The organism is Clostridium sp. B9, assembly GCF_050509515.1.
Classification (GTDB): domain Bacteria; phylum Bacillota; class Clostridia; order Clostridiales; family Clostridiaceae; genus Sarcina.
Genome location: NZ_JBNWKA010000003.1, coordinates 3,614,464 through 3,632,886, shown reverse-complemented (window position 1 = coordinate 3,632,886; position 18,423 = coordinate 3,614,464). Strand labels below are relative to the sequence as shown.

Sequence of the window (18,423 nt, the reverse complement as noted above, 5' to 3'; positions counted from 1 at the left end):
AGGACACACCCTTGTTCGAATTAAATAATTTTGATGCTTTACAAATCGGGTTAGCATCTCCAGAACAAATTAGAGAGTGGTCTAGAGGAGAAGTAAAGAAACCTGAAACTATTAACTATAGAACATTAAAACCTGAGAGAGATGGATTATTCTGTGAAAGAATATTCGGACCTATAAAAGACTGGGAATGTCACTGTGGAAAATACAAAAGAGTTAGATATAAAGGTATTGTTTGTGACAGATGTGGTGTTGAAGTAACTAAATCTAAGGTTAGAAGAGAGAGAATGGCTCATATTGAGCTAGCTGCTCCGGTATCTCATATATGGTATTTCAAAGGAATACCTTCAAGAATGGGATTAATTCTTGATATGTCACCTAGAGCTTTAGAGAAAGTTTTATACTTTGCGTCATATATAGTTATAGATCCAAAAGAAACTTCATTATTAAAGAAGCAACTTCTTAATGAAAAAGAATATAGAGAAGCGTGTGACAAATATGGTGAAGAGAGCTTCGTAGCTGGAATGGGTGCTGAGGCTGTTAAAACTTTATTATCAGAAATAGACTTAGAAAGAACTGCTGCTGAGCTTAAAGAAGAATTAAAGCAAAGTACAGGTCAGAAAAAAGTTAGAATAATAAGAAGATTAGAAGTTGTAGAATCATTCAAATCATCAGGAAATAAACCTGAGTGGATGGTAGTAGATGTAATACCAGTTATACCACCTGATTTAAGACCAATGGTTCAATTAGATGGAGGTAGATTCGCTACTTCAGATTTAAATGATTTATACAGAAGAGTTATAAACAGAAATAACAGACTTAAGAAGTTATTAGATCTTGGAGCTCCAGACATTATCGTAAGAAATGAAAAGAGAATGCTTCAAGAGGCTGTAGATGCTCTAATAGATAATGGTAGAAGAGGAAGACCGGTTACTGGCCTGGAAACAGACCTCTTAAGTCATTATCAGATATGCTTAAAGGTAAGCAAGGAAGATTCAGACAAAACTTACTTGGTAAGAGGGTTGACTATTCAGGAAGATCAGTTATCGTTGTTGGACCTGAATTAAAAATGTACCAATGTGGTCTTCCAAAAGAAATGGCTTTAGAGCTATTCAAACCTTTTGTTATGAAAAAACTAGTTGAAGACGGTGTTGCTCATAACATAAAGAGTGCTAAAAGAATGGTTGAGAGAGTAATGCCACAAGTTTGGGATGTACTTGAAGAAGTTATCGCAGACCACCCAGTATTACTAAACAGAGCACCTACTCTACATAGATTAGGTATTCAGGCTTTCCAACCTGTATTAGTTGAAGGTAGAGCTATAAAACTTCATCCACTTGTATGTACAGCATACAACGCTGACTTCGATGGAGACCAGATGGCTGTTCACGTACCTTTATCAGTTGAAGCTCAAGCAGAGGCTAGATTCTTAATGCTTGCAGCTGGTAATATCATGAAACCTTCTGATGGTAGACCAGTTTGTGTACCTACTCAGGATATGGTTCTAGGTTCATATTACTTAACAATGGATAGAGATGGAGCTAAAGGTGAAGGAAAATACTTCTCAACATTTGATGAAGTAATAATGGCTTACCAATTAAAAGAAATAGATGTTCATGCTAAAATCAACGTTAAAGTTTCTAAAGAAATAGACGGTGAAATTAAGTCAGGAATAATAAAAACAACTCCAGGATTTATAATATTTAACGAATGTATACCTCAAGATTTAGGTTTCGTTAATAGAGAGAATCAAGATGAGATGTTTGATTTAGAAATAAACTTCTTAATAACTAAAAAGTCATTAGGAAAAATAATAGATAAATGTTACTTAAAGCATGGTCCAACTAAGACATCAATAATGCTTGATAACATTAAAGCTACTGGATATCATTATTCATCAATAGGAGCTGTTACAGTTGCTGCTTCTGATATGATAGTACCTCAAAAGAAATATGAGTTACTAAAAGATGCAGATGAGACAGTTGATAAGATTGAAAAAATGTATAGAAGAGGTCTTATATCTGAAGATGAAAGATATGAAAGAGTTATAGAAAAGTGGACTGAGACTACTGAAGAAGTTGCAGATACATTAATGGATAGTTTGGATAAATTTAACCCAATATTCATGATGGCAGATTCAGGAGCCAGAGGATCTAAGTCACAGATTAAACAGTTAGCTGGTATGAGAGGACTTATGGCGAGTCCATCAGGTAAAATCATCGAGTTACCAATCAGAGCATCATTCAGAGAAGGTCTTGACGTATTAGAGTACTTCATATCTACTCACGGAGCTAGAAAAGGTAACGCCGATACAGCACTTAAGACTGCTGACTCAGGTTACTTAACAAGAAGACTTGTTGACGTAAGCCAAGATGTTATAGTAAGAGAACACGATTGTGGAACTCAAAATGGTATTTACGTTGAAGAAATAAAAGAAGGTTCAGAAGTAGTTGAACAATTAGCTGAAAGATTAACTGGAAGATATACTGCTGAAGATGTTTTCCACCCAGAAACTGGAGAGCTTTTAGTTGAAAAAGATACTTATATGGATCCTATATTAGCTGAAAAAATAGCTGACACTGGAATTCAAAAAGTAAAAATTAGATCAGTATTTACATGTGATTCTAAGGTTGGAGTTTGTACTAAATGTTACGGTATGAACATGGCAACTTCATACAAAATTAATATTGGTGAAGCTGTTGGTATCGTAGCTGCTCAATCAATCGGAGAACCAGGAACACAGCTTACAATGAGAACATTCCACACAGGTGGAGTTGCTGGAGCCGACATAACTCAAGGTCTTCCAAGGGTTGAAGAGTTATTCGAAGCAAGAAAACCAAAAGGATTAGCTATAGTAAGTGAAGTTCAAGGTACTGTAAGAATTGAAGAAACTAAGAAAAAGAGAACTGTATGTGTTGTAACTGATTCTGGTGAAGAATATAGCTACGATATACCATTTGGATCAAGATTAAAGGTTAAAGATGGTATGGCTATTGGAGCTGGAGATGAGATAACAGAAGGTTCAGTTAACCCACATGATATCATGAGTATCAAAGGTGTTGACGGTGCAAGAGAATACTTACTTTCAGAAGTTCAAAAAGTTTACAGACTTCAAGGGGTTGATATCAACGATAAGCACTTAGAAGTTGTTGTTAGACAGATGACTAGAAAGATAAAAATAACAGAGCAAGGTGATACTAATTTATTACCAGGTGTAATGATTGATATATTTGATTTCAGAGCTGAAAATGAAAGAGTTGAAAGCTTTGGAGGAGAAAAAGCTCAAGGAGATATAGTTCTTCTAGGTATTACTAAAGCAGCTCTTGCTACAGATAGTTTCTTATCAGCAGCATCATTCCAAGAGACTACAAGAGTTCTTACTGATGCAGCAATTAAAGGTAAGATTGATCCACTTGTAGGATTAAAAGAGAATGTTATAATCGGTAAGTTAATTCCAGCTGGTACTGGTATGATGAAATACAGATCAATGAAATTAAACACTGAAAACAATAATCTAGAAAATGAAACAACAAATGACATTGAAGAATAAGATTAATTTTGTTGACAGTAGTATTCTTAGATGATAAAATACAGTTTGTGTGATTAGCAAAGTACTAAGGGATTAACTTGTCTACATGATTATTTACAATGGAGGTAATCTTATGGTAGACGGACTTTTAGGAAAAAAAGTTATTGGCATAAAACAATCCACAAAAGCTATGAAAAACGGTGAAGGAAAAATTTTGTATGTTGCAAAAAATGCTAACGAAAAAATGGTTGCTCCATTAGTAGAATTAGCAAAAAAATGTGGAATTGAAATAAAACATGTTGAAAGCATGAAGATTCTAGGGGAAATGTGTTGCATAGATGTAAAATCTGCTGTAGCATTAATCTTAGACTAGCGCGTTAACATCTAAAAATTTATATAGATAGTTAAATAATTTATCAGGAGGTGAAAGTATGCCAACTATAAGCCAATTAGTAAGAAAAGGCAGAAAAACAGTAGCATCAAAATCAACTGCACCAGCTCTTAAAGAGTGTCCACAAAAAAGAGGAGTTTGTACTGTAGTTAAAACAACTACTCCTAAGAAACCTAACTCAGCGTTAAGAAAAATCGCAAGAGTAAGATTAACAAATGGATACGAAGTAACTGCTTACATTCCTGGTGTAGGCCACAACTTACAAGAGCATAGTGTTGTTCTTATAAGAGGTGGAAGAGTTAAAGACCTTCCTGGTGTTAGATACCACATAGTAAGAGGAGCTTTAGACTCAGCTGGAGTAGCTAACAGAATGCAAGGAAGATCAAAGTACGGTGCTAAGAAACCAAAGCAAAAGAAATAATCATTGCTTAAACTTAGTTTAAGTGCTGTGTCTTCAAGTTTAGATATATAACTGTACGAAGTTTTAAATATAGATTATGAAGCAAGCACTTTACGACAATCGATTAAGTTATGTCGAGTACCGATGAACTTAAACAAAAATTGTTAAGGAGGGAAGAAAAGTGCCAAGAAAAGGACATATTGCAAAAAGAGATGTATTACCAGATCCAGTGTACAATTCAAAAGTTGTTACTAAGTTAATAAATAACGTAATGGAAGATGGTAAAAAAGGAGTAGCACAAAAAATATGCTACGATGCTTTCCAAATAATCAGTGAGAAAACTGGTAAAGATGCTATAGAAGTATTCGAGGAAGCAATGAACAACATAATGCCTTTATTAGAGGTTAAAGCTAGAAGAATAGGTGGTGCTAACTACCAAGTTCCAATAGAAGTAAGACCTGAAAGAAGACAGACTTTAGGATTAAGATGGCTTCTTGCAGCTTCTAAAAAAAGAGGCGAGAAGTACATGAGAGAAAGATTAGCTGGAGAATTAATGGATGCAGCTAACAATACTGGAGCAGCTGTTAAGAAGAGAGAAGATACTCACAAAATGGCTGAAGCTAATAAAGCATTTGCTCATTACAGATATTAATATAATGAAACTGTTTTGGCTTAGAGCCAAAACAGTTTTGTTGAATTTAAAAACACTATACGTTGAGAGGAGGAGTCACAATGGCTAGACAATATCCATTAGAGAAATTCCGTAACTTCGGAATAATGGCACACATAGATGCTGGTAAAACAACAACTACTGAGCGTATTCTTTTCTATACAGGAAGAAACCACAAAATAGGGGAAACTCACGATGGAGCTTCAACTATGGACTGGATGGCTCAAGAGCAGGAAAGAGGTATAACAATAACTTCTGCTGCTACAACTTGTTTCTGGAAAGGTTATGAGTTAAACATAATCGATACTCCAGGACACGTAGACTTCACTGTTGAGGTTGAAAGATCATTAAGAGTTCTTGATGGAACAGTTACTGTTCTTGATGCTAAGAGTGGGGTTGAACCACAAACTGAAACTGTTTGGAGACAGGCAGATAAGTATAACGTTCCAAGAATGATATACGTAAACAAAATGGATGCTACAGGAGCTGACTACTACAACTGTATAAACACAGTTAGAGAAAGATTACAAGCTAATGCTGTTGCGATCCAAATTCCAATAGGTCAAGAAGATCAATTCCAAGGAATGGTTGACTTATTAGAAAACAAAGCAATCATCTTCAAAGATGACTTAGGAAAAGATATCGATGTAACTGATATCCCAGCTGAGTTAGCTGATAAAGCTGAAGAGTACAGAGCTGCTATGATAGAAGCTATTGCTGAAACTGATGAAGAGTTAATGATGAAATACCTAGAAGGTGAAGAGTTAACTTTAGAAGAGTTAAAGCTTGCTTTAAGAAAAGCAACTATAAACAATGAAATAATCCCAGTTATATGTGGATCATCATACAAAAACAAAGGTGTTCAACAAATGATCGATGGTGTTGTTGATTACTTACCATCACCTTTAGATATACCTGCTGTTAAAGGTACTAACTTAGATGGTGAAGAAGAAACTAGAGAAGCTTCAGATGACGCTCCAATGTCAGCTTTAGCATTCAAAATAGCTACTGACCCATTCGTTGGAAGATTAGCATTCACAAGAGTTTACTCAGGAGTTTTAGAGAGCGGTTCATACGTATTAAACTCAACTAAGGGTAAAAAAGAAAGAATCGGAAGACTTGTTAAAATGCACGCTAACTCAAGAGAAGAGGTAGAATCATTAGAAGCTGCTGAATTAGGAGCTGTAATAGGTCTTAAGAACACAACTACTGGAGATACTCTATGTGCAGAGTCAGCTCCAATAATACTTGAAAAAATGGAATTCCCAGAGCCAGTTATATCTATCGCTATCGAGCCTAAGACTAAAGCTGGTCAAGAAAAAATGGGTATAGCTTTATCAAAGCTTGCTGAAGAGGATCCAACTTTCAAAACTTGGACTGATCAAGAAACAGGTCAAACTATCATAGCTGGTATGGGTGAGCTTCACTTAGATATCATAGTTGATAGATTACAAAGAGAATTCAAAGTTGAGTGTAACGTAGGTGCTCCTCAAGTTGCTTACAAAGAAACTATCAAGAAAGCTGTTGAAGCTGAAGCTAAATTCGCTAGACAGTCTGGTGGTAGAGGACAATACGGACACTGTAAGATAGAAATGATACCAACTGAAGGTGAATATGAATTCGAAAATGCTATCGTTGGAGGAGCTATTCCAAGAGAATACATTCCTGCAGTTGATAACGGAATTAGAGAAGCTTCAGAGAGTGGTATAATAGCTGGATACCCAGTTATAAACTTCAAAATAAGATTATTTGATGGATCATACCATGACGTTGACTCATCAGAAATGGCATTCAAAATAGCTGGATCTATGGCATTCAAAAACGCTATGGCTAAAGCTGATGCTGTATTACTTGAGCCTATAATGAAAGTTGAAATAACTGTACCAGAAGAATACATGGGAGACGTTATAGGAGATGTTAACTCAAGAAGAGGTAGAATGGAAGGAATGGACTCTAGAAATGGTGCCCAAATCATAAGAGCATTCATACCACTATCAGAAATGTTTGGATACGCTACTGCATTAAGATCTAAAACTCAAGGTAGAGGAACTTATGCAATGGAATTCGATCACTATGACGATGTACCAAAGAGTGTTCAAGAAGAAGTTGTAGGTAAAAAGAACAAGTAATTAAATTAAAATTAAAGGAGCTTTTTAAGTAAGGCTTCTTTAATACATAAATTGTATATAATATTTTAAATATAAGGAGGAATTTGCAATGTCAAAAGCAAAATTTGAAAGAAGCAAACCACACGTTAACATTGGAACAATCGGTCACGTAGACCACGGTAAAACAACTTTAACAGCAGCTATAACAACTGTTTTAGCTCAAGCTGGTGGAGCAGAAGCATTCAAATACGATGAAATAGATAAAGCTCCAGAGGAAAAAGAAAGAGGAATCACAATCAATACAGCACACGTTGAGTACGAAACTGCTAACAGACACTACGCTCACGTTGACTGTCCAGGACATGCTGACTACGTTAAAAACATGATCACTGGAGCAGCTCAAATGGACGGAGCTATATTAGTATGTTCAGCTGCTGATGGTCCAATGCCTCAAACAAGAGAGCACATCTTATTATCATCAAGAGTAGGAGTTGACCACATAGTAGTATTCTTAAACAAAGCTGATATGGTTGACGACGAAGAGTTATTAGAGTTAGTTGAAATGGAAGTTAGAGAGTTATTAAGCGAGTACAACTTCCCAGGAGACGATATCCCAGTAATAAAAGGATCAGCTTTAGTAGCATTAGAAAACCCAACTGATGAAGCTGCAACAGCTTGTATCAGAGAGTTAATGGAAGCAGTGGATAGCTACATTCCAACACCAGAAAGAGCAACAGATAAGCCATTCTTAATGCCAGTAGAGGACGTATTCACAATCACTGGTAGAGGAACAGTTGCAACTGGAAGAGTTGAAAGAGGAGTTCTACATGTAGGAGACGAAGTAGAAATAATCGGATTAACTGAAGAAAGAAGAAAAACAGTTGTTACAGGAATCGAAATGTTCAGAAAGTTATTAGATGAAGCACAAGCTGGAGATAACGTAGGAGCATTATTAAGAGGAATCCAAAGAACAGACATCGAAAGAGGTCAAGTTTTAGCTCAAACTGGAACAATCAACCCACACAAAAAATTCGTAGGTCAAGTATACGTACTTAAAAAAGAAGAAGGTGGAAGACATACTCCATTCTTCGATGGATACAGACCACAATTCTACTTCAGAACAACAGACGTTACAGGATCAATCAAATTACCAGAAGGTATGGAAATGGTTATGCCTGGAGACCACATCGACATGGAAGTTGAATTAATCACTGAAATCGCTATGGACGAAGGATTAAGATTCGCTATCAGAGAAGGTGGAAGAACTGTAGGTTCAGGAGTTGTTACTTCAATAATCGAGTAATTTAAACTTTTAAAATAAATTCTAGTAGTACCGATGAACGCCGGGAATTGATGCTCAAGTATATGGATATATATTTTTAGCGCAAAAGATATAAACTCTATGTACTTGAGAAGATGTTCTTAAATATAGACGTATATTTAAGAATGCTTATAAAATATGAAAGATATAGCGCAATGTTTTTTATACTTTATAAGAGTTCAGCCAAAAGGCCTGTAAAAAGAGAGAGGTTAATTCCTCTCTCTTTTTATTTTTAAAATAATATATTGATTTTATAAAAAAATACAATATAATATAATTAGAAATTTTTTTGTTGGATATAATTAAAATGTAGATTTTAATCGAGGAATAAAATTCTTGTTGAAAAAATAAAAAAATAGTATATTATTAATAATAGTGTTGTATTTTTTGAGCGTTTTTTTGATTAAATAAGTATAAAAATACATATGTCAAAACTTCTAAAAAAATACTTGAAAAAACATAATATACATAGTATAATGAAGAAGTTGTAAAGCGAACAGCGATGAATCAAGAGGTTGCCGGACTTCCGGGTAATTCTTGATGAGCATGTTAGGATCTAGAATCCGACGACAGAAGTAAAGTTTGCTCGTCTAAAGTGTGAAACACCAGGGACAGTTTACACATACTTACTGTTGTGCGTTAGAAGTAAAGCGTACATGAAAAGGAGGGAAACCAAATGTCAAAACAAAAAATAAGAATAAGATTAAAAGCATTTGATCACACAATATTAGATCAATCAGCTGAGAAAATTGTTGAAACTGCTAAATCAACAGGAGCTAAGGTTGTTGGACCAGTTCCACTACCAACTGAGAAAGATGTTATAACAATCTTAAGAGCTGTACATAAGTACAAAGACTCTAGAGAGCAGTTCGAAGTAAGAACTCACAAGAGATTAATAGACATCGTTAATCCATCACCAAAAACTGTTGATGCATTAATGAGATTAAACTTACCAGCAGGTGTTGATATCGAAATAAAACTTTAATAGTTTATTTAGATTGAATTAAGAGATTGAACTGTTATGATTGCAGAGGCAATCCGCTAATATGTTTAGGAGGTGTAACCACATGAAAAAAGCTATCATAGGTAAAAAAGTTGGAATGACTCAAATATTCGATGAGAATGGTAAAGTAATTCCTGTAACTGTAGTTGAAGCTGGTCCATGTGTTGTTGTTCAAAAGAAAACAGTTGAAACTGATGGATATGACGCAATACAAGTTGGATTCGGTGAGTTAAGAGAAAAATTAGTTAACAAACCAAGAAAAGGACATTTTGCTAAAGCAGGTGTTTCTTTAAGAAGAACTTTAAAAGAGTTCAAAATGGAAGATGTTGCTAATTACAATGTTGGAGACGAAATAAAAGTTGACACATTTGAAATTGGAGACAAAGTAGACGTATCAGGAGTTTCTAAAGGTAAGGGATTCCAAGGTACAATAAAAAGATGGAATGCTAGTAGAGGACCAATGTCTCACGGTTCTAAATTCCACAGAGCACCAGGTTCAATGGGAGCTGCTTCAGACCCATCAAGAACTTTCAAAAACAAGAGAATGCCTGGACATATGGGTGCTAAGAACACAACTGTTCTTAACTTAGAAGTTGTTAAGATAATGCCTGAAAAGAACATAATCTTAATCAAGGGTGGAATCCCTGGTCCAAATAAAGGCACTGTAGTTATAAGAAACAGCGTTAGAGCTTAATTTCTGTAGAAAGGAGGAAGCGTAATGCCTAAAGTAGGTTTATTTAATAAAGAAGGACAAAAAGTTGGAGATATCCAATTAAACGAGCAAGTATTTGGAGTAGAAGTTAATCAATATGCTTTACACCAAGTAGTAGTAGCTCAATTAGCTAATAAGAGACAAGGTACTCAATCAGCTAAAACAAGATCTGAGGTAAGAGGAGGCGGAATCAAGCCTTGGAGACAAAAAGGAACAGGTAGAGCAAGACAAGGTTCTATCAGAGCGCCTCAATGGATCAAAGGTGGAGTTGTATTCGCACCAAAACCAAGAGATTACAGAATGTCAATACCAAAGAGCATGAGAAAAGTTGCTATGACTTCTGCTTTAACTAGCAAAGTTGCAGATATGGTTGTTTTAGAAAACTTAACTTTCGAAGCTCCAAAAACTAAGGAAGCAGTTAAAATGTTAAATGCTTTCGAAGCTAAGAAGACATTAATAATAACAGCTGAAGTTAATGAAAATGTATATAAATCAGCTAGAAACATCGAAGGTGTAACAGTTATGCCTGTTAACAACATCAATGTTTATGATTTATTAAACTGCAAAACATTAATGATAACTAAAGAAGCTGTAAACAAAATTGAGGAGGTGTACGCATAATGAAGTTAACAAGCCATGATATAATCAGAAAACCAGTTATAACTGAAAAGAGTATGGCAGCTATGGCTGAAAATAAATACACCTTCATAGTTCATATGGCAGCTAACAAAGTACAAATAAAGAGAGCTGTAGAAGAAGTTTTCAACGTAAAAGTTGCTGACGTTAAGACTATGAGATTCGAAGGAAAAACTAAGAGAGTTGGAGTTCATATCGGAAAAAGAGCTGACTTCAAAAAAGCTGTTATAACTTTAGCTGAAGGTAGCAGCATCGAGTTCTTCGAAGGAATGCAATAATATAAAGCAGGTATTGGTTGAAAGCCAGATAAGCTATTAAGAAGGAGGGACAATAATGGCACTTAAAAAGTTTAACCCAATAACACCATCAAGAAGACAAATGACTATGCCAACATTTGAAGAAGTTACTACAAATGCACCTGAAAAGTCACTTCTTGTTTCTTTAAAGAAAACTGGTGGTAGAAACGCACAAGGTAAAATAACTGTTAGACACCACGGTGGTGGAGCTAAGAGAAAATATAGAATAATAGATTTCAAAAGAAATAAAGATGGAATCCCAGCAAAAGTTGCTACAGTTGAGTACGATCCAAACAGATCAGCTTACATAGCACTTGTTGTTTACGCTGATGGAGAGAAGAGATACATACTTGCTCCTGTAGGTTTAAAAGTAGGAGATACAGTTGTATCAGGACCTGAGGCTGATATCAAGCCAGGTAACGCTCTTCAATTAAAGCACATGCCAGTAGGTACATTCATACACAATATAGAATTACAAGCTGGTAAAGGTGGCCAAATGGTAAGATCAGCAGGTACTTCAGCTCAGTTAATGGCTAAAGAAGGAAACTATGCTACATTAAGATTACCATCAGGTGAAATGAGATACGTAAGAATCGAATGTAAAGCTACTGTTGGAACAGTATCAAACACAACTCATGAGATCGTAAATATCGGTAAAGCTGGTAGAAAGAGACACATGGGATGGAGACCAACAGTTAGAGGTTCTGTAATGAACCCTTGCGATCACCCTCACGGTGGTGGAGAAGGTAGATCTCCTATCGGTAGACCAAGTCCAGTTACTCCATGGGGTAAACCAGCACTTGGATACAAAACTAGAAAGAACAAAAAATACTCAGATAGATTCATCATTAAGAGAAGAAACGCTAAATAATCTGGAGAGAATTAAATATTCTCTTCAAAGTTTGGCGGCATAATTAAGTTTATGAAGGGAGGCAATTCTAGTGAGTAGATCAATTAAGAAAGGACCTTTCGTGCATGCAGGTCTTTTAAAGAAAATAGAAGAAATGAACCAAAATGAAGATAAGAAAGTTATCAAAACTTGGTCAAGAAGCTCAACTATATTCCCACAAATGATAGGCCACACAATAGCCGTTCATGATGGAAGAAAACACATCCCAGTTTATGTTACAGAAGATATGGTTGGACATAAATTAGGAGAATTCGTTTTAACAAGAACTTTCAAAGGTCATATTAAAAACGAAAAAACATCAAAGAGAAAATAATAGTATCCGAGAAAGGAGGATCTTTAGATGGAAGCTAGAGCTATAGCTAAATATGTAAGAATGTCTCCAACTAAAGTAGGAGTTGTTCTTGATTTAATAAGAGGAAAGAACGTAAATGAAGCTTTCGCAATTTTAAAATACACTCCAAGAGATGCTGCAGAGGTTATAAGCAAAGTATTAAAATCAGCAGTAGCTAATGCGGAGAACAATCATGAGTTAGATGCTAACAGATTATTCGTTGCTGAAGCACATGTAGGTCATGGACCAACATTAAAGAGATTCAGACCAATGGATCACGGTAAAGCATTCAGAATAAACAAGAGAACAAGTAACATAACACTTGTTGTTAAAGAAAGAGCTTAATAAGGTAAGGAGGGAAAAGCATGGGACAAAAAGTACATCCTCACGGACTAAGAGTTGGTGTAATTAAAGATTGGGATGCGAAATGGTATGCTGATAAGAAGAATTTTGCTGACAACTTAATCGAAGACCAACAAATAAGAAAATTCATAAAGAAAGAACTTTTCACAGCTGGAATCGCTAAGATTGAAATCGAAAGATCAGCTAAAAGAGTTAAGTTAAACATACACACAGCTAAGCCTGGAGTAATCATCGGAAAAGGTGGTTCAGGAATCGAAAGATTAAAAGCTAGCTTAAAAAATATAATAGCTGAAAAGAATGTTTTAATAAACATCGTTGAGGTTAAGAACGCTGAAACTAACGCTCAATTAATGGCTGAAAACATTGCTGCTCAATTAGAGAAGAGAATATCATTCAGAAGAGCTATGAAGCAAACTATCCAAAGAGCAATGAAAGCTGGCACATTAGGTGTTAAGACTGCTTGTTCAGGTAGATTAGGTGGAGCTGAGATAGCAAGAACTGAGCAATACAATGAAGGAACAATCCCACTACAAACAATAAGAGCTGACATCGACTATGGATTTGCTGAAGCAGATACAACTTATGGTAAAATCGGTGTTAAAGTATGGGTTTACAATGGAGAAGTTCTTCCAACTAAAAAAGTTGAGAAAAAGGAAGAATCTAACGCATAATAAGATGCACTAAGAAAGGAGGAATTTAACATGTTAATGCCTAAAAGAGTTAAACATCGTAAGGTACAACGTGGTAGAATGAAAGGTAAGGCAACTAGAGGAAACTTTCTAGCTTACGGAGATTTCGGAATCCAGGCTACAACTTGTGGATGGATCACTAGTAACCAAATAGAAGCTGCGAGAATAGCTATAAATAGATATATAAGAAGAGGCGGAAAGCTTTGGATAAAAATATTCCCAGATAAACCTGTAACTGAGAAGCCAGCTGAAACAAGAATGGGTTCAGGTAAAGGTTCAGTTGAATACTGGGTAGCAGTAGTTAAACCAGGTAGAGTATTATTCGAATTATCTGGAGTTGACGAAGAGAAAGCAAGAGAAGCTATGAGACTTGCTTCACACAAACTTCCTGTAAAGACTAAGTTCGTTACAAGAAGAGATTTTGAGGAAATGGGTGGTGAAGAATAATGAAAGCTAGAGAGTTAAAAGAACTAAGAACAAGCAATCCTCAAGATTTAGTAAAGAAACTAGGAGACCTTAAAGCTGAATTATTCAATTTAAGATTCCAATTAGCTACAGGTCAATTAGAAAACCCAATGAGAATCAGAGAAGTAAAAAAATCAATAGCTCAAATCAAGACAATCATAAGAGAAGAAGAGTTAAAGATTGAGCAGTAATCCTGAAAGGAGGTAACCGCTGTGGAAAGAAATTTAAGAAAAAAGAGATTAGGTAGAGTTGTTTCTGATAAAATGGATAAGACTATCGTTGTTGCGGTTGAAACAAAGGTTAGACATCCACTATACGGAAAAACTGTTAACAGAACAACTAAGTTCAAAGCTCATGATGAGAATAATGAGGCTAGATTCGGAGATAGAGTTCTTATAATGGAAACTAGACCATTATCTAAAGATAAGAGATGGAGACTTGTTGAGATAGTAGAGAAAGCGAAATAGTTTTCTAAAGTCTGAAAGGAGGTTAATTTCATGATACAACAACAAACCTTACTAAAGGTTGCTGATAACTCAGGTGCAAAAGAAATAATGTGCATAAGAGTTTTAGGCGGATCTAAAAGAAAATTCGGAAATATTGGTGATATAATAGTTGCTAGCGTTAAAAGTGCAACACCAGGCGGAGTTGTTAAAAAAGGCGAAGTAGTTAAAGCAGTTATAGTAAGATCAGTAAGAGGACTAAGAAGAGCTGACGGTTCATACATCAAGTTTGATGAAAATGCAGCTGTAATAATAAAAGATGATAAGCAACCAAGAGGAACTCGTATCTTTGGACCAGTTGCTAGAGAGCTAAGAGATAATGAGTTCAATAAAATCTTATCATTAGCACCAGAAGTTCTATAATAAACGATTAGGAGGTGGCTAAGATGAAGGTACATGTTAGAAAGAACGACACAGTAGTAGTTATATCAGGTAAAGATAAAGGAAAAACTGGTGAAGTTTTAAGAGTAATTCCTAAGACTGGTAAAGTAGTAGTTAAAGGAATTAACTTAGTTAAAAAGCATCAAAAACCTAATAGACAAAACATGCAAGGTGGAATAATCGAAATGGAAGCTGCAATAAACAGCTCAAAAGTTATGTTATTCTGTGAAAAATGCAAGAAGGCTACAAGAATAAGCCATAAGTTATTAGAAGATGGTGCAAAAGTAAGAGTATGTAAGAAGTGTGGAGAAACATTCTAAAATTTGAAAGGAGGTACTTTACGTGAATAGACTTCAAGAAAGATATGAAAAAGAAGTAGTTCCAGCTATGATGGAAAAGTTCGGATACAAAAACATAATGCAAGTTCCTAAACTTGAAAAAGTTGTAATAAATATGGGAGTAGGAGAAGCTAAAGACAATCCTAAAGTTCTAGAAGCTGCTGTTGGTGATTTACAAATAATCGCTGGACAAAAGCCAGTATTAACTAGAGCTAAGAAGTCAGTTGCTAACTTTAAAATAAGAGAGAACATGGCTTTAGGATGTAAAGTTACTTTAAGAAAGACTAATATGTACGAATTCGTAGATAAATTAGTTTCAATAGCTTTACCTAGAGTAAGAGACTTCAGAGGAGTTTCAGCTAAAGCATTTGATGGAAGAGGAAACTACTCATTAGGAATTAAAGAACAATTAATATTCCCAGAAATCGAGTATGATAAAGTAGATAAAGTAAGAGGAATGGATATAATCTTCGTTACTAGTGCAAATACTGACGAAGAAGCAAGAGAATTATTAAGATTCCTTGGAATGCCATTCGCTCAATAATAAGGAGGGGATACGCATGGCTCGTAAGGCAATGATCGAAAAATGGAAAAAAGAACCTAAGTACAAAACTAGAGCGTATACTAGATGTAGATTATGTGGAAGACCACATTCTGTATTAAAGAAATTCGGAATTTGCCGTATCTGCTTCAGAGAATTAGCTTACAAAGGTGAAATTCCTGGATGTAGAAAGGCAAGCTGGTAATATAACTAGTAGAATGAAAGGAGGCACAATATAATGGTTATGACAGATCCTATCGCAGACTTACTAACTCGTGTGAGAAACGCGAACGCAGTAAGACACGAGGTTGTTGAAGTACCTTCTTCAAATGTAAAGAAGGCTATCGTAAACATATTATTACAAGAAGGTTATCTTAAAGGAGTAGAGGAGTACAACGATGGTGTAGTTCCTATGATGAGATTAACTTTAAAGTACGGAGCAAACAATGAAAGAGTTATAACTGGTTTAAAGAGAATATCAAAACCAGGTTTAAGAGTTTACTGCAAGAAAGATGAAGTTCCAAGAGTATTAAACGGATTAGGAATCGCTTTAATATCAACTTCAAAAGGATTAGTAGTTGACAGAGAAGCTAGAAAATTAGGATTAGGCGGAGAAGTTATCTGCTACGTTTGGTAATTTTTTAGATTGAGAAAATAACATAGATTTTATATAGATTGAAGCAAAGAGATGAAATAAAAAATATAAGGACCAAATTCACAGGAGGTGCGCATTATGTCAAGAGTAGGTAAAATGCCTATAGCTATCCCTGCTGGAGTAACTATTACTGTAACACCAGAGAACGTTGTTACAGTAAAAGGCCCTAAGGGTGAGTTAGTTAAAGCTATGCACAAAGACATTAATATAGCTGTAGAAGATGCTCAAGTAGTTGTTACTAGACCAAGTGACGTTAAAGAACACAGAGCACTTCACGGATTAACTAGAGCTTTACTTAACAACATGGTTGTTGGAGTAAGCCAAGGTTTCTCAAAAACTTTAGAGTTAAACGGAGTTGGATACAGAGCTCAATTACAAGGAAAGAAACTAGTAATGAACTTAGGATATTCACATCCAGTTGAAGTTGAAGCTGTTGAAGGAGTTGACTTCAAATTAGACGGAACAACTAAAGTTATCGTTGAAGGTATCGATAAAGAAAAAGTTGGAGCAGTTGCTGCTAATATCAGAGCATGGAGAAAACCAGAGCCATACAAAGGTAAAGGAATTAAGTACTCTGATGAAGTTATAAGAAGAAAAGAAGGTAAAACTGGTAAATAATAAATACTAATAAAGAAAGGAGTGAACCTTATGTTCAAAAAGGCAGACAGAAAAGAAGCAAGAGAAAGACGTCACCTAAGAGTTCGTAAGAAGGTATTCGGAACTCCAGAAAGACCAAGATTATCTGTATATAGAAGTGAAAAGAACATATATGCTCAAATAATAGACGACGTTAACGCTGTTACTTTAGTAGCTGCTTCAAGCTTAGATAAAGCTGTAGAAGTTAAAGGAAGCAACAAAGAAGCTGCTAAATTAGTAGGAGAATTAGTTGCTAAAAGAGCTATAGAAAAAGGAATAAACGATGTAGTATTCGACAGAGGTGGATACGTATATCACGGAAGAGTTGAGGCTTTAGCTAGCGGAGCAAGAGAAGCCGGATTAAAATTCTAATCTACAAGGAGGGGAAATACATGAGAATCGATCCTAGCACACTAGACCTTAAAGAAAAGGTTGTTAGTATAAGCAGAGTTACTAAGGTTGTTAAGGGTGGTAGAAACTTCAGATTCAGTGCTTTAGTTGTTGTTGGAGACGAGAACGGACACGTTGGTGTTGGAACTGGTAAGTCTATCGAGATCCCAGAAGCAATTAGAAAAGGAATAGAAGATGCTAAGAAAAACTTAGTAGAAGTTTCAATCGTTGGAACTACTGTTCCTCACGAAATACACGGAAAATTCGGTACAGGAGATGTACTTATAATGCCAGCTACTGAAGGTACAGGAGTTATAGCTGGAGGTCCTGCAAGATCAGTTCTTGAGTTAGCAGGATTAAAGGATGTTAGAGCTAAGTCATTAGGTTCAAACAATCCAAGAAACATGGTAAAAGCAACTATTAACGGATTATCAAACTTAAGAACAGCTGAAGATATAGCTAAATTAAGAGGAAAATCTGTTGAAGAGATATTAGGTTAGGAGGGATAGCGATGCTAAAGGTAACATTAGTTAAAAGCTTAATTGGTAGAAAAAAAGACCATATCGCTACTGCACATGCCCTTGGACTTAGAAAAATAGGTAAAACAGTAGAGCATGAGGAAACTCCTCAAATAAAAGGTATGATAAACAAAGTAAGTTATCTACTAAAAGTTGAAGAAGCATAATTAAATAGAGTGTCAGAGGAGGTGTAATAATAATGAAACTTCATGAATTAAGACCAGCAGCTGGTAGTAAATCAGCTCCTAAAAGAGTTGGTAGAGGTACTGGTTCAGGACTAGGAAGAAATGCCGGAAAAGGTGAAAAAGGTCAAAATGCTAGATCAGGTGGTGGAGTTAGACCTGGATTCGAAGGTGGTCAGATGCCATTATACAGAAGACTTCCTAAGAGAGGATTCACTAACCCATTTACAAAACATTTTGTAACAATTAATGTTGATAGATTAAACATATTCGATAATGGAACAGAAGTTACTCCAGAATTACTATTAGAAAAAAGAGTAGTAAGTAAACTAATGGACGGAGTTAAGATCTTAGGAAATGGAAACATTGAAAAGAGCTTAACTATCGCAGGTTGCAAGTTATCAAAGCAAGCAGCTGAAAAAATAGTTGCAGCTGGAGGAAAAGTTGAGGTGAAATAA

Annotated in this window: 26 protein-coding genes and 1 pseudogene; all 27 read left to right on the top strand. The window is 35.4% G+C overall.

The genetic code is table 11. From position 1 onward, the window contains the following. Positions 1-11: 11 nt before the first annotated feature. Positions 12-3,547, top strand: a pseudogene (gene rpoC / locus ACQZHJ_RS16370) (DNA-directed RNA polymerase subunit beta'). A gap of 112 nt (positions 3,548-3,659) precedes the next feature. Next, positions 3,660-3,899 (top strand): ribosomal L7Ae/L30e/S12e/Gadd45 family protein, encoded by a 240-nt coding sequence (locus ACQZHJ_RS16365; protein ID WP_430486564.1) that lies wholly within the window; start codon positions 3,660-3,662, stop codon positions 3,897-3,899. 58 nt (positions 3,900-3,957) lie between these two features. Then, complete coding sequence (gene rpsL, locus ACQZHJ_RS16360; RefSeq protein WP_003452165.1) at positions 3,958-4,338, top strand: 30S ribosomal protein S12; 381 nt, start codon at positions 3,958-3,960, stop codon at positions 4,336-4,338. A 160-nt stretch (positions 4,339-4,498) separates the two neighbouring features. Beyond that, on the top strand, positions 4,499-4,969 hold the full coding sequence (gene rpsG / locus ACQZHJ_RS16355) for a 30S ribosomal protein S7 (protein ID WP_430486563.1): 471 nt from the start codon (positions 4,499-4,501) through the stop codon (positions 4,967-4,969). A gap of 80 nt (positions 4,970-5,049) precedes the next feature. Further along, positions 5,050-7,116: an elongation factor G gene (gene fusA / locus ACQZHJ_RS16350; protein WP_430486562.1), complete on the top strand. Its 2,067-nt coding sequence runs from the start codon at positions 5,050-5,052 to the stop codon at positions 7,114-7,116. An 88-nt stretch (positions 7,117-7,204) separates the two neighbouring features. Continuing rightward, positions 7,205-8,398: an elongation factor Tu gene (gene tuf / locus ACQZHJ_RS16345; RefSeq protein WP_430486561.1), complete on the top strand. Its 1,194-nt coding sequence runs from the start codon at positions 7,205-7,207 to the stop codon at positions 8,396-8,398. A 694-nt stretch (positions 8,399-9,092) separates the two neighbouring features. After that, positions 9,093-9,401, top strand: a complete 309-nt coding sequence (rpsJ, locus tag ACQZHJ_RS16340) for a 30S ribosomal protein S10 (RefSeq protein WP_003479233.1) — start codon at positions 9,093-9,095, stop codon at positions 9,399-9,401. A gap of 82 nt (positions 9,402-9,483) precedes the next feature. Further along, entirely contained in the window at positions 9,484-10,113 is a 630-nt protein-coding gene (rplC, locus tag ACQZHJ_RS16335) for a 50S ribosomal protein L3 (RefSeq protein WP_430486559.1), read from the top strand. Between the two features lie 24 nt (positions 10,114-10,137). After that, positions 10,138-10,752 carry a 50S ribosomal protein L4 gene (gene rplD, locus ACQZHJ_RS16330; protein ID WP_430486557.1) on the top strand — a complete coding sequence of 205 codons (615 nt, stop codon included), beginning with the start codon at positions 10,138-10,140 and terminating at the stop codon, positions 10,750-10,752. Next, positions 10,752-11,045: a 50S ribosomal protein L23 gene (gene rplW / locus ACQZHJ_RS16325; protein WP_003454311.1), complete on the top strand. Its 294-nt coding sequence runs from the start codon at positions 10,752-10,754 to the stop codon at positions 11,043-11,045. The genes rplD and rplW overlap by 1 nt, the downstream gene beginning before the upstream one ends. A 55-nt stretch (positions 11,046-11,100) precedes the next feature. After that, complete coding sequence (gene rplB, locus ACQZHJ_RS16320) at positions 11,101-11,934, top strand: 50S ribosomal protein L2 (RefSeq protein ID WP_430486556.1); 834 nt, start codon at positions 11,101-11,103, stop codon at positions 11,932-11,934. A gap of 70 nt (positions 11,935-12,004) precedes the next feature. Then, on the top strand, positions 12,005-12,286 hold the full coding sequence (gene rpsS, locus ACQZHJ_RS16315; protein ID WP_430486554.1) for a 30S ribosomal protein S19: 282 nt from the start codon (positions 12,005-12,007) through the stop codon (positions 12,284-12,286). A gap of 27 nt (positions 12,287-12,313) precedes the next feature. Beyond that, positions 12,314-12,649 (top strand): 50S ribosomal protein L22, encoded by a 336-nt coding sequence (gene rplV, locus ACQZHJ_RS16310; RefSeq protein WP_430486552.1) that lies wholly within the window; start codon positions 12,314-12,316, stop codon positions 12,647-12,649. Positions 12,650-12,669: 20 nt separating this feature from the next. Beyond that, a complete protein-coding gene (rpsC, locus tag ACQZHJ_RS16305; protein ID WP_430486551.1) occupies positions 12,670-13,338 on the top strand; it encodes a 30S ribosomal protein S3 in 669 nt (222 codons plus the stop codon). A gap of 30 nt (positions 13,339-13,368) precedes the next feature. After that, positions 13,369-13,803: a 50S ribosomal protein L16 gene (rplP, locus tag ACQZHJ_RS16300; RefSeq protein WP_003454381.1), complete on the top strand. Its 435-nt coding sequence runs from the start codon at positions 13,369-13,371 to the stop codon at positions 13,801-13,803. Continuing rightward, entirely contained in the window at positions 13,803-14,012 is a 210-nt protein-coding gene (gene rpmC, locus ACQZHJ_RS16295) for a 50S ribosomal protein L29 (protein WP_430486550.1), read from the top strand. Before rplP ends, rpmC begins: the two co-directional genes overlap by 1 nt. A 21-nt stretch (positions 14,013-14,033) precedes the next feature. Next, on the top strand, positions 14,034-14,288 hold the full coding sequence (rpsQ, locus tag ACQZHJ_RS16290; protein WP_003454312.1) for a 30S ribosomal protein S17: 255 nt from the start codon (positions 14,034-14,036) through the stop codon (positions 14,286-14,288). A gap of 30 nt (positions 14,289-14,318) precedes the next feature. Continuing rightward, entirely contained in the window at positions 14,319-14,687 is a 369-nt protein-coding gene (gene rplN, locus ACQZHJ_RS16285) for a 50S ribosomal protein L14 (protein ID WP_430486549.1), read from the top strand. Positions 14,688-14,710: 23 nt separating this feature from the next. Continuing rightward, entirely contained in the window at positions 14,711-15,025 is a 315-nt protein-coding gene (gene rplX, locus ACQZHJ_RS16280; RefSeq protein ID WP_430486548.1) for a 50S ribosomal protein L24, read from the top strand. Positions 15,026-15,047: 22 nt separating this feature from the next. After that, complete coding sequence (rplE, locus tag ACQZHJ_RS16275) at positions 15,048-15,587, top strand: 50S ribosomal protein L5 (protein WP_430486547.1); 540 nt, start codon at positions 15,048-15,050, stop codon at positions 15,585-15,587. Positions 15,588-15,603: 16 nt separating this feature from the next. Continuing rightward, positions 15,604-15,789, top strand: a complete 186-nt coding sequence (locus ACQZHJ_RS16270; RefSeq protein ID WP_003470274.1) for a type Z 30S ribosomal protein S14 — start codon at positions 15,604-15,606, stop codon at positions 15,787-15,789. 33 nt (positions 15,790-15,822) lie between these two features. Then, complete coding sequence (rpsH, locus tag ACQZHJ_RS16265) at positions 15,823-16,221, top strand: 30S ribosomal protein S8 (protein WP_430486546.1); 399 nt, start codon at positions 15,823-15,825, stop codon at positions 16,219-16,221. A 96-nt stretch (positions 16,222-16,317) separates the two neighbouring features. After that, positions 16,318-16,857, top strand: a complete 540-nt coding sequence (rplF, locus tag ACQZHJ_RS16260; protein WP_430486544.1) for a 50S ribosomal protein L6 — start codon at positions 16,318-16,320, stop codon at positions 16,855-16,857. 30 nt (positions 16,858-16,887) lie between these two features. Then, complete coding sequence (gene rplR / locus ACQZHJ_RS16255) at positions 16,888-17,247, top strand: 50S ribosomal protein L18 (RefSeq protein WP_430486543.1); 360 nt, start codon at positions 16,888-16,890, stop codon at positions 17,245-17,247. A 20-nt stretch (positions 17,248-17,267) separates the two neighbouring features. After that, positions 17,268-17,765: a 30S ribosomal protein S5 gene (gene rpsE / locus ACQZHJ_RS16250; protein WP_430486542.1), complete on the top strand. Its 498-nt coding sequence runs from the start codon at positions 17,268-17,270 to the stop codon at positions 17,763-17,765. A 5-nt stretch (positions 17,766-17,770) separates the two neighbouring features. Then, entirely contained in the window at positions 17,771-17,950 is a 180-nt protein-coding gene (rpmD, locus tag ACQZHJ_RS16245) for a 50S ribosomal protein L30 (RefSeq protein WP_322505130.1), read from the top strand. A 32-nt stretch (positions 17,951-17,982) separates the two neighbouring features. After that, positions 17,983-18,423, top strand: a complete 441-nt coding sequence (rplO, locus tag ACQZHJ_RS16240; protein WP_430486541.1) for a 50S ribosomal protein L15 — start codon at positions 17,983-17,985, stop codon at positions 18,421-18,423.

Excerpts from the sequence above, each read along its gene's own strand:
- ACQZHJ_RS16365 (WP_430486564.1), top strand. The coding sequence starts at position 3,660 with ATGGTAGACGGACTTTTAGGAAAAAAAGTTATTGGCATAAAACAATCC.
- rpsL (WP_003452165.1), top strand. The coding sequence starts at position 3,958 with ATGCCAACTATAAGCCAATTAGTAAGAAAAGGCAGAAAAACAGTAGCA.
- fusA (WP_430486562.1), top strand. The coding sequence starts at position 5,050 with ATGGCTAGACAATATCCATTAGAGAAATTCCGTAACTTCGGAATAATG.
- tuf (WP_430486561.1), top strand. The coding sequence starts at position 7,205 with ATGTCAAAAGCAAAATTTGAAAGAAGCAAACCACACGTTAACATTGGA.
- rpsJ (WP_003479233.1), top strand. The coding sequence starts at position 9,093 with ATGTCAAAACAAAAAATAAGAATAAGATTAAAAGCATTTGATCACACA.
- rplC (WP_430486559.1), top strand. The coding sequence starts at position 9,484 with ATGAAAAAAGCTATCATAGGTAAAAAAGTTGGAATGACTCAAATATTC.
- rplD (WP_430486557.1), top strand. The coding sequence starts at position 10,138 with ATGCCTAAAGTAGGTTTATTTAATAAAGAAGGACAAAAAGTTGGAGAT.
- rplW (WP_003454311.1), top strand. The coding sequence starts at position 10,752 with ATGAAGTTAACAAGCCATGATATAATCAGAAAACCAGTTATAACTGAA.
- rplB (WP_430486556.1), top strand. The coding sequence starts at position 11,101 with ATGGCACTTAAAAAGTTTAACCCAATAACACCATCAAGAAGACAAATG.
- rplV (WP_430486552.1), top strand. The coding sequence starts at position 12,314 with ATGGAAGCTAGAGCTATAGCTAAATATGTAAGAATGTCTCCAACTAAA.
- rpsC (WP_430486551.1), top strand. The coding sequence starts at position 12,670 with ATGGGACAAAAAGTACATCCTCACGGACTAAGAGTTGGTGTAATTAAA.
- rplP (WP_003454381.1), top strand. The coding sequence starts at position 13,369 with ATGTTAATGCCTAAAAGAGTTAAACATCGTAAGGTACAACGTGGTAGA.
- rpmC (WP_430486550.1), top strand. The coding sequence starts at position 13,803 with ATGAAAGCTAGAGAGTTAAAAGAACTAAGAACAAGCAATCCTCAAGAT.
- rplN (WP_430486549.1), top strand. The coding sequence starts at position 14,319 with ATGATACAACAACAAACCTTACTAAAGGTTGCTGATAACTCAGGTGCA.
- rplX (WP_430486548.1), top strand. The coding sequence starts at position 14,711 with ATGAAGGTACATGTTAGAAAGAACGACACAGTAGTAGTTATATCAGGT.
- ACQZHJ_RS16270 (WP_003470274.1), top strand. The coding sequence starts at position 15,604 with ATGGCTCGTAAGGCAATGATCGAAAAATGGAAAAAAGAACCTAAGTAC.
- rpsH (WP_430486546.1), top strand. The coding sequence starts at position 15,823 with ATGGTTATGACAGATCCTATCGCAGACTTACTAACTCGTGTGAGAAAC.
- rplF (WP_430486544.1), top strand. The coding sequence starts at position 16,318 with ATGTCAAGAGTAGGTAAAATGCCTATAGCTATCCCTGCTGGAGTAACT.
- rplR (WP_430486543.1), top strand. The coding sequence starts at position 16,888 with ATGTTCAAAAAGGCAGACAGAAAAGAAGCAAGAGAAAGACGTCACCTA.
- rpsE (WP_430486542.1), top strand. The coding sequence starts at position 17,268 with ATGAGAATCGATCCTAGCACACTAGACCTTAAAGAAAAGGTTGTTAGT.
- rplO (WP_430486541.1), top strand. The coding sequence starts at position 17,983 with ATGAAACTTCATGAATTAAGACCAGCAGCTGGTAGTAAATCAGCTCCT.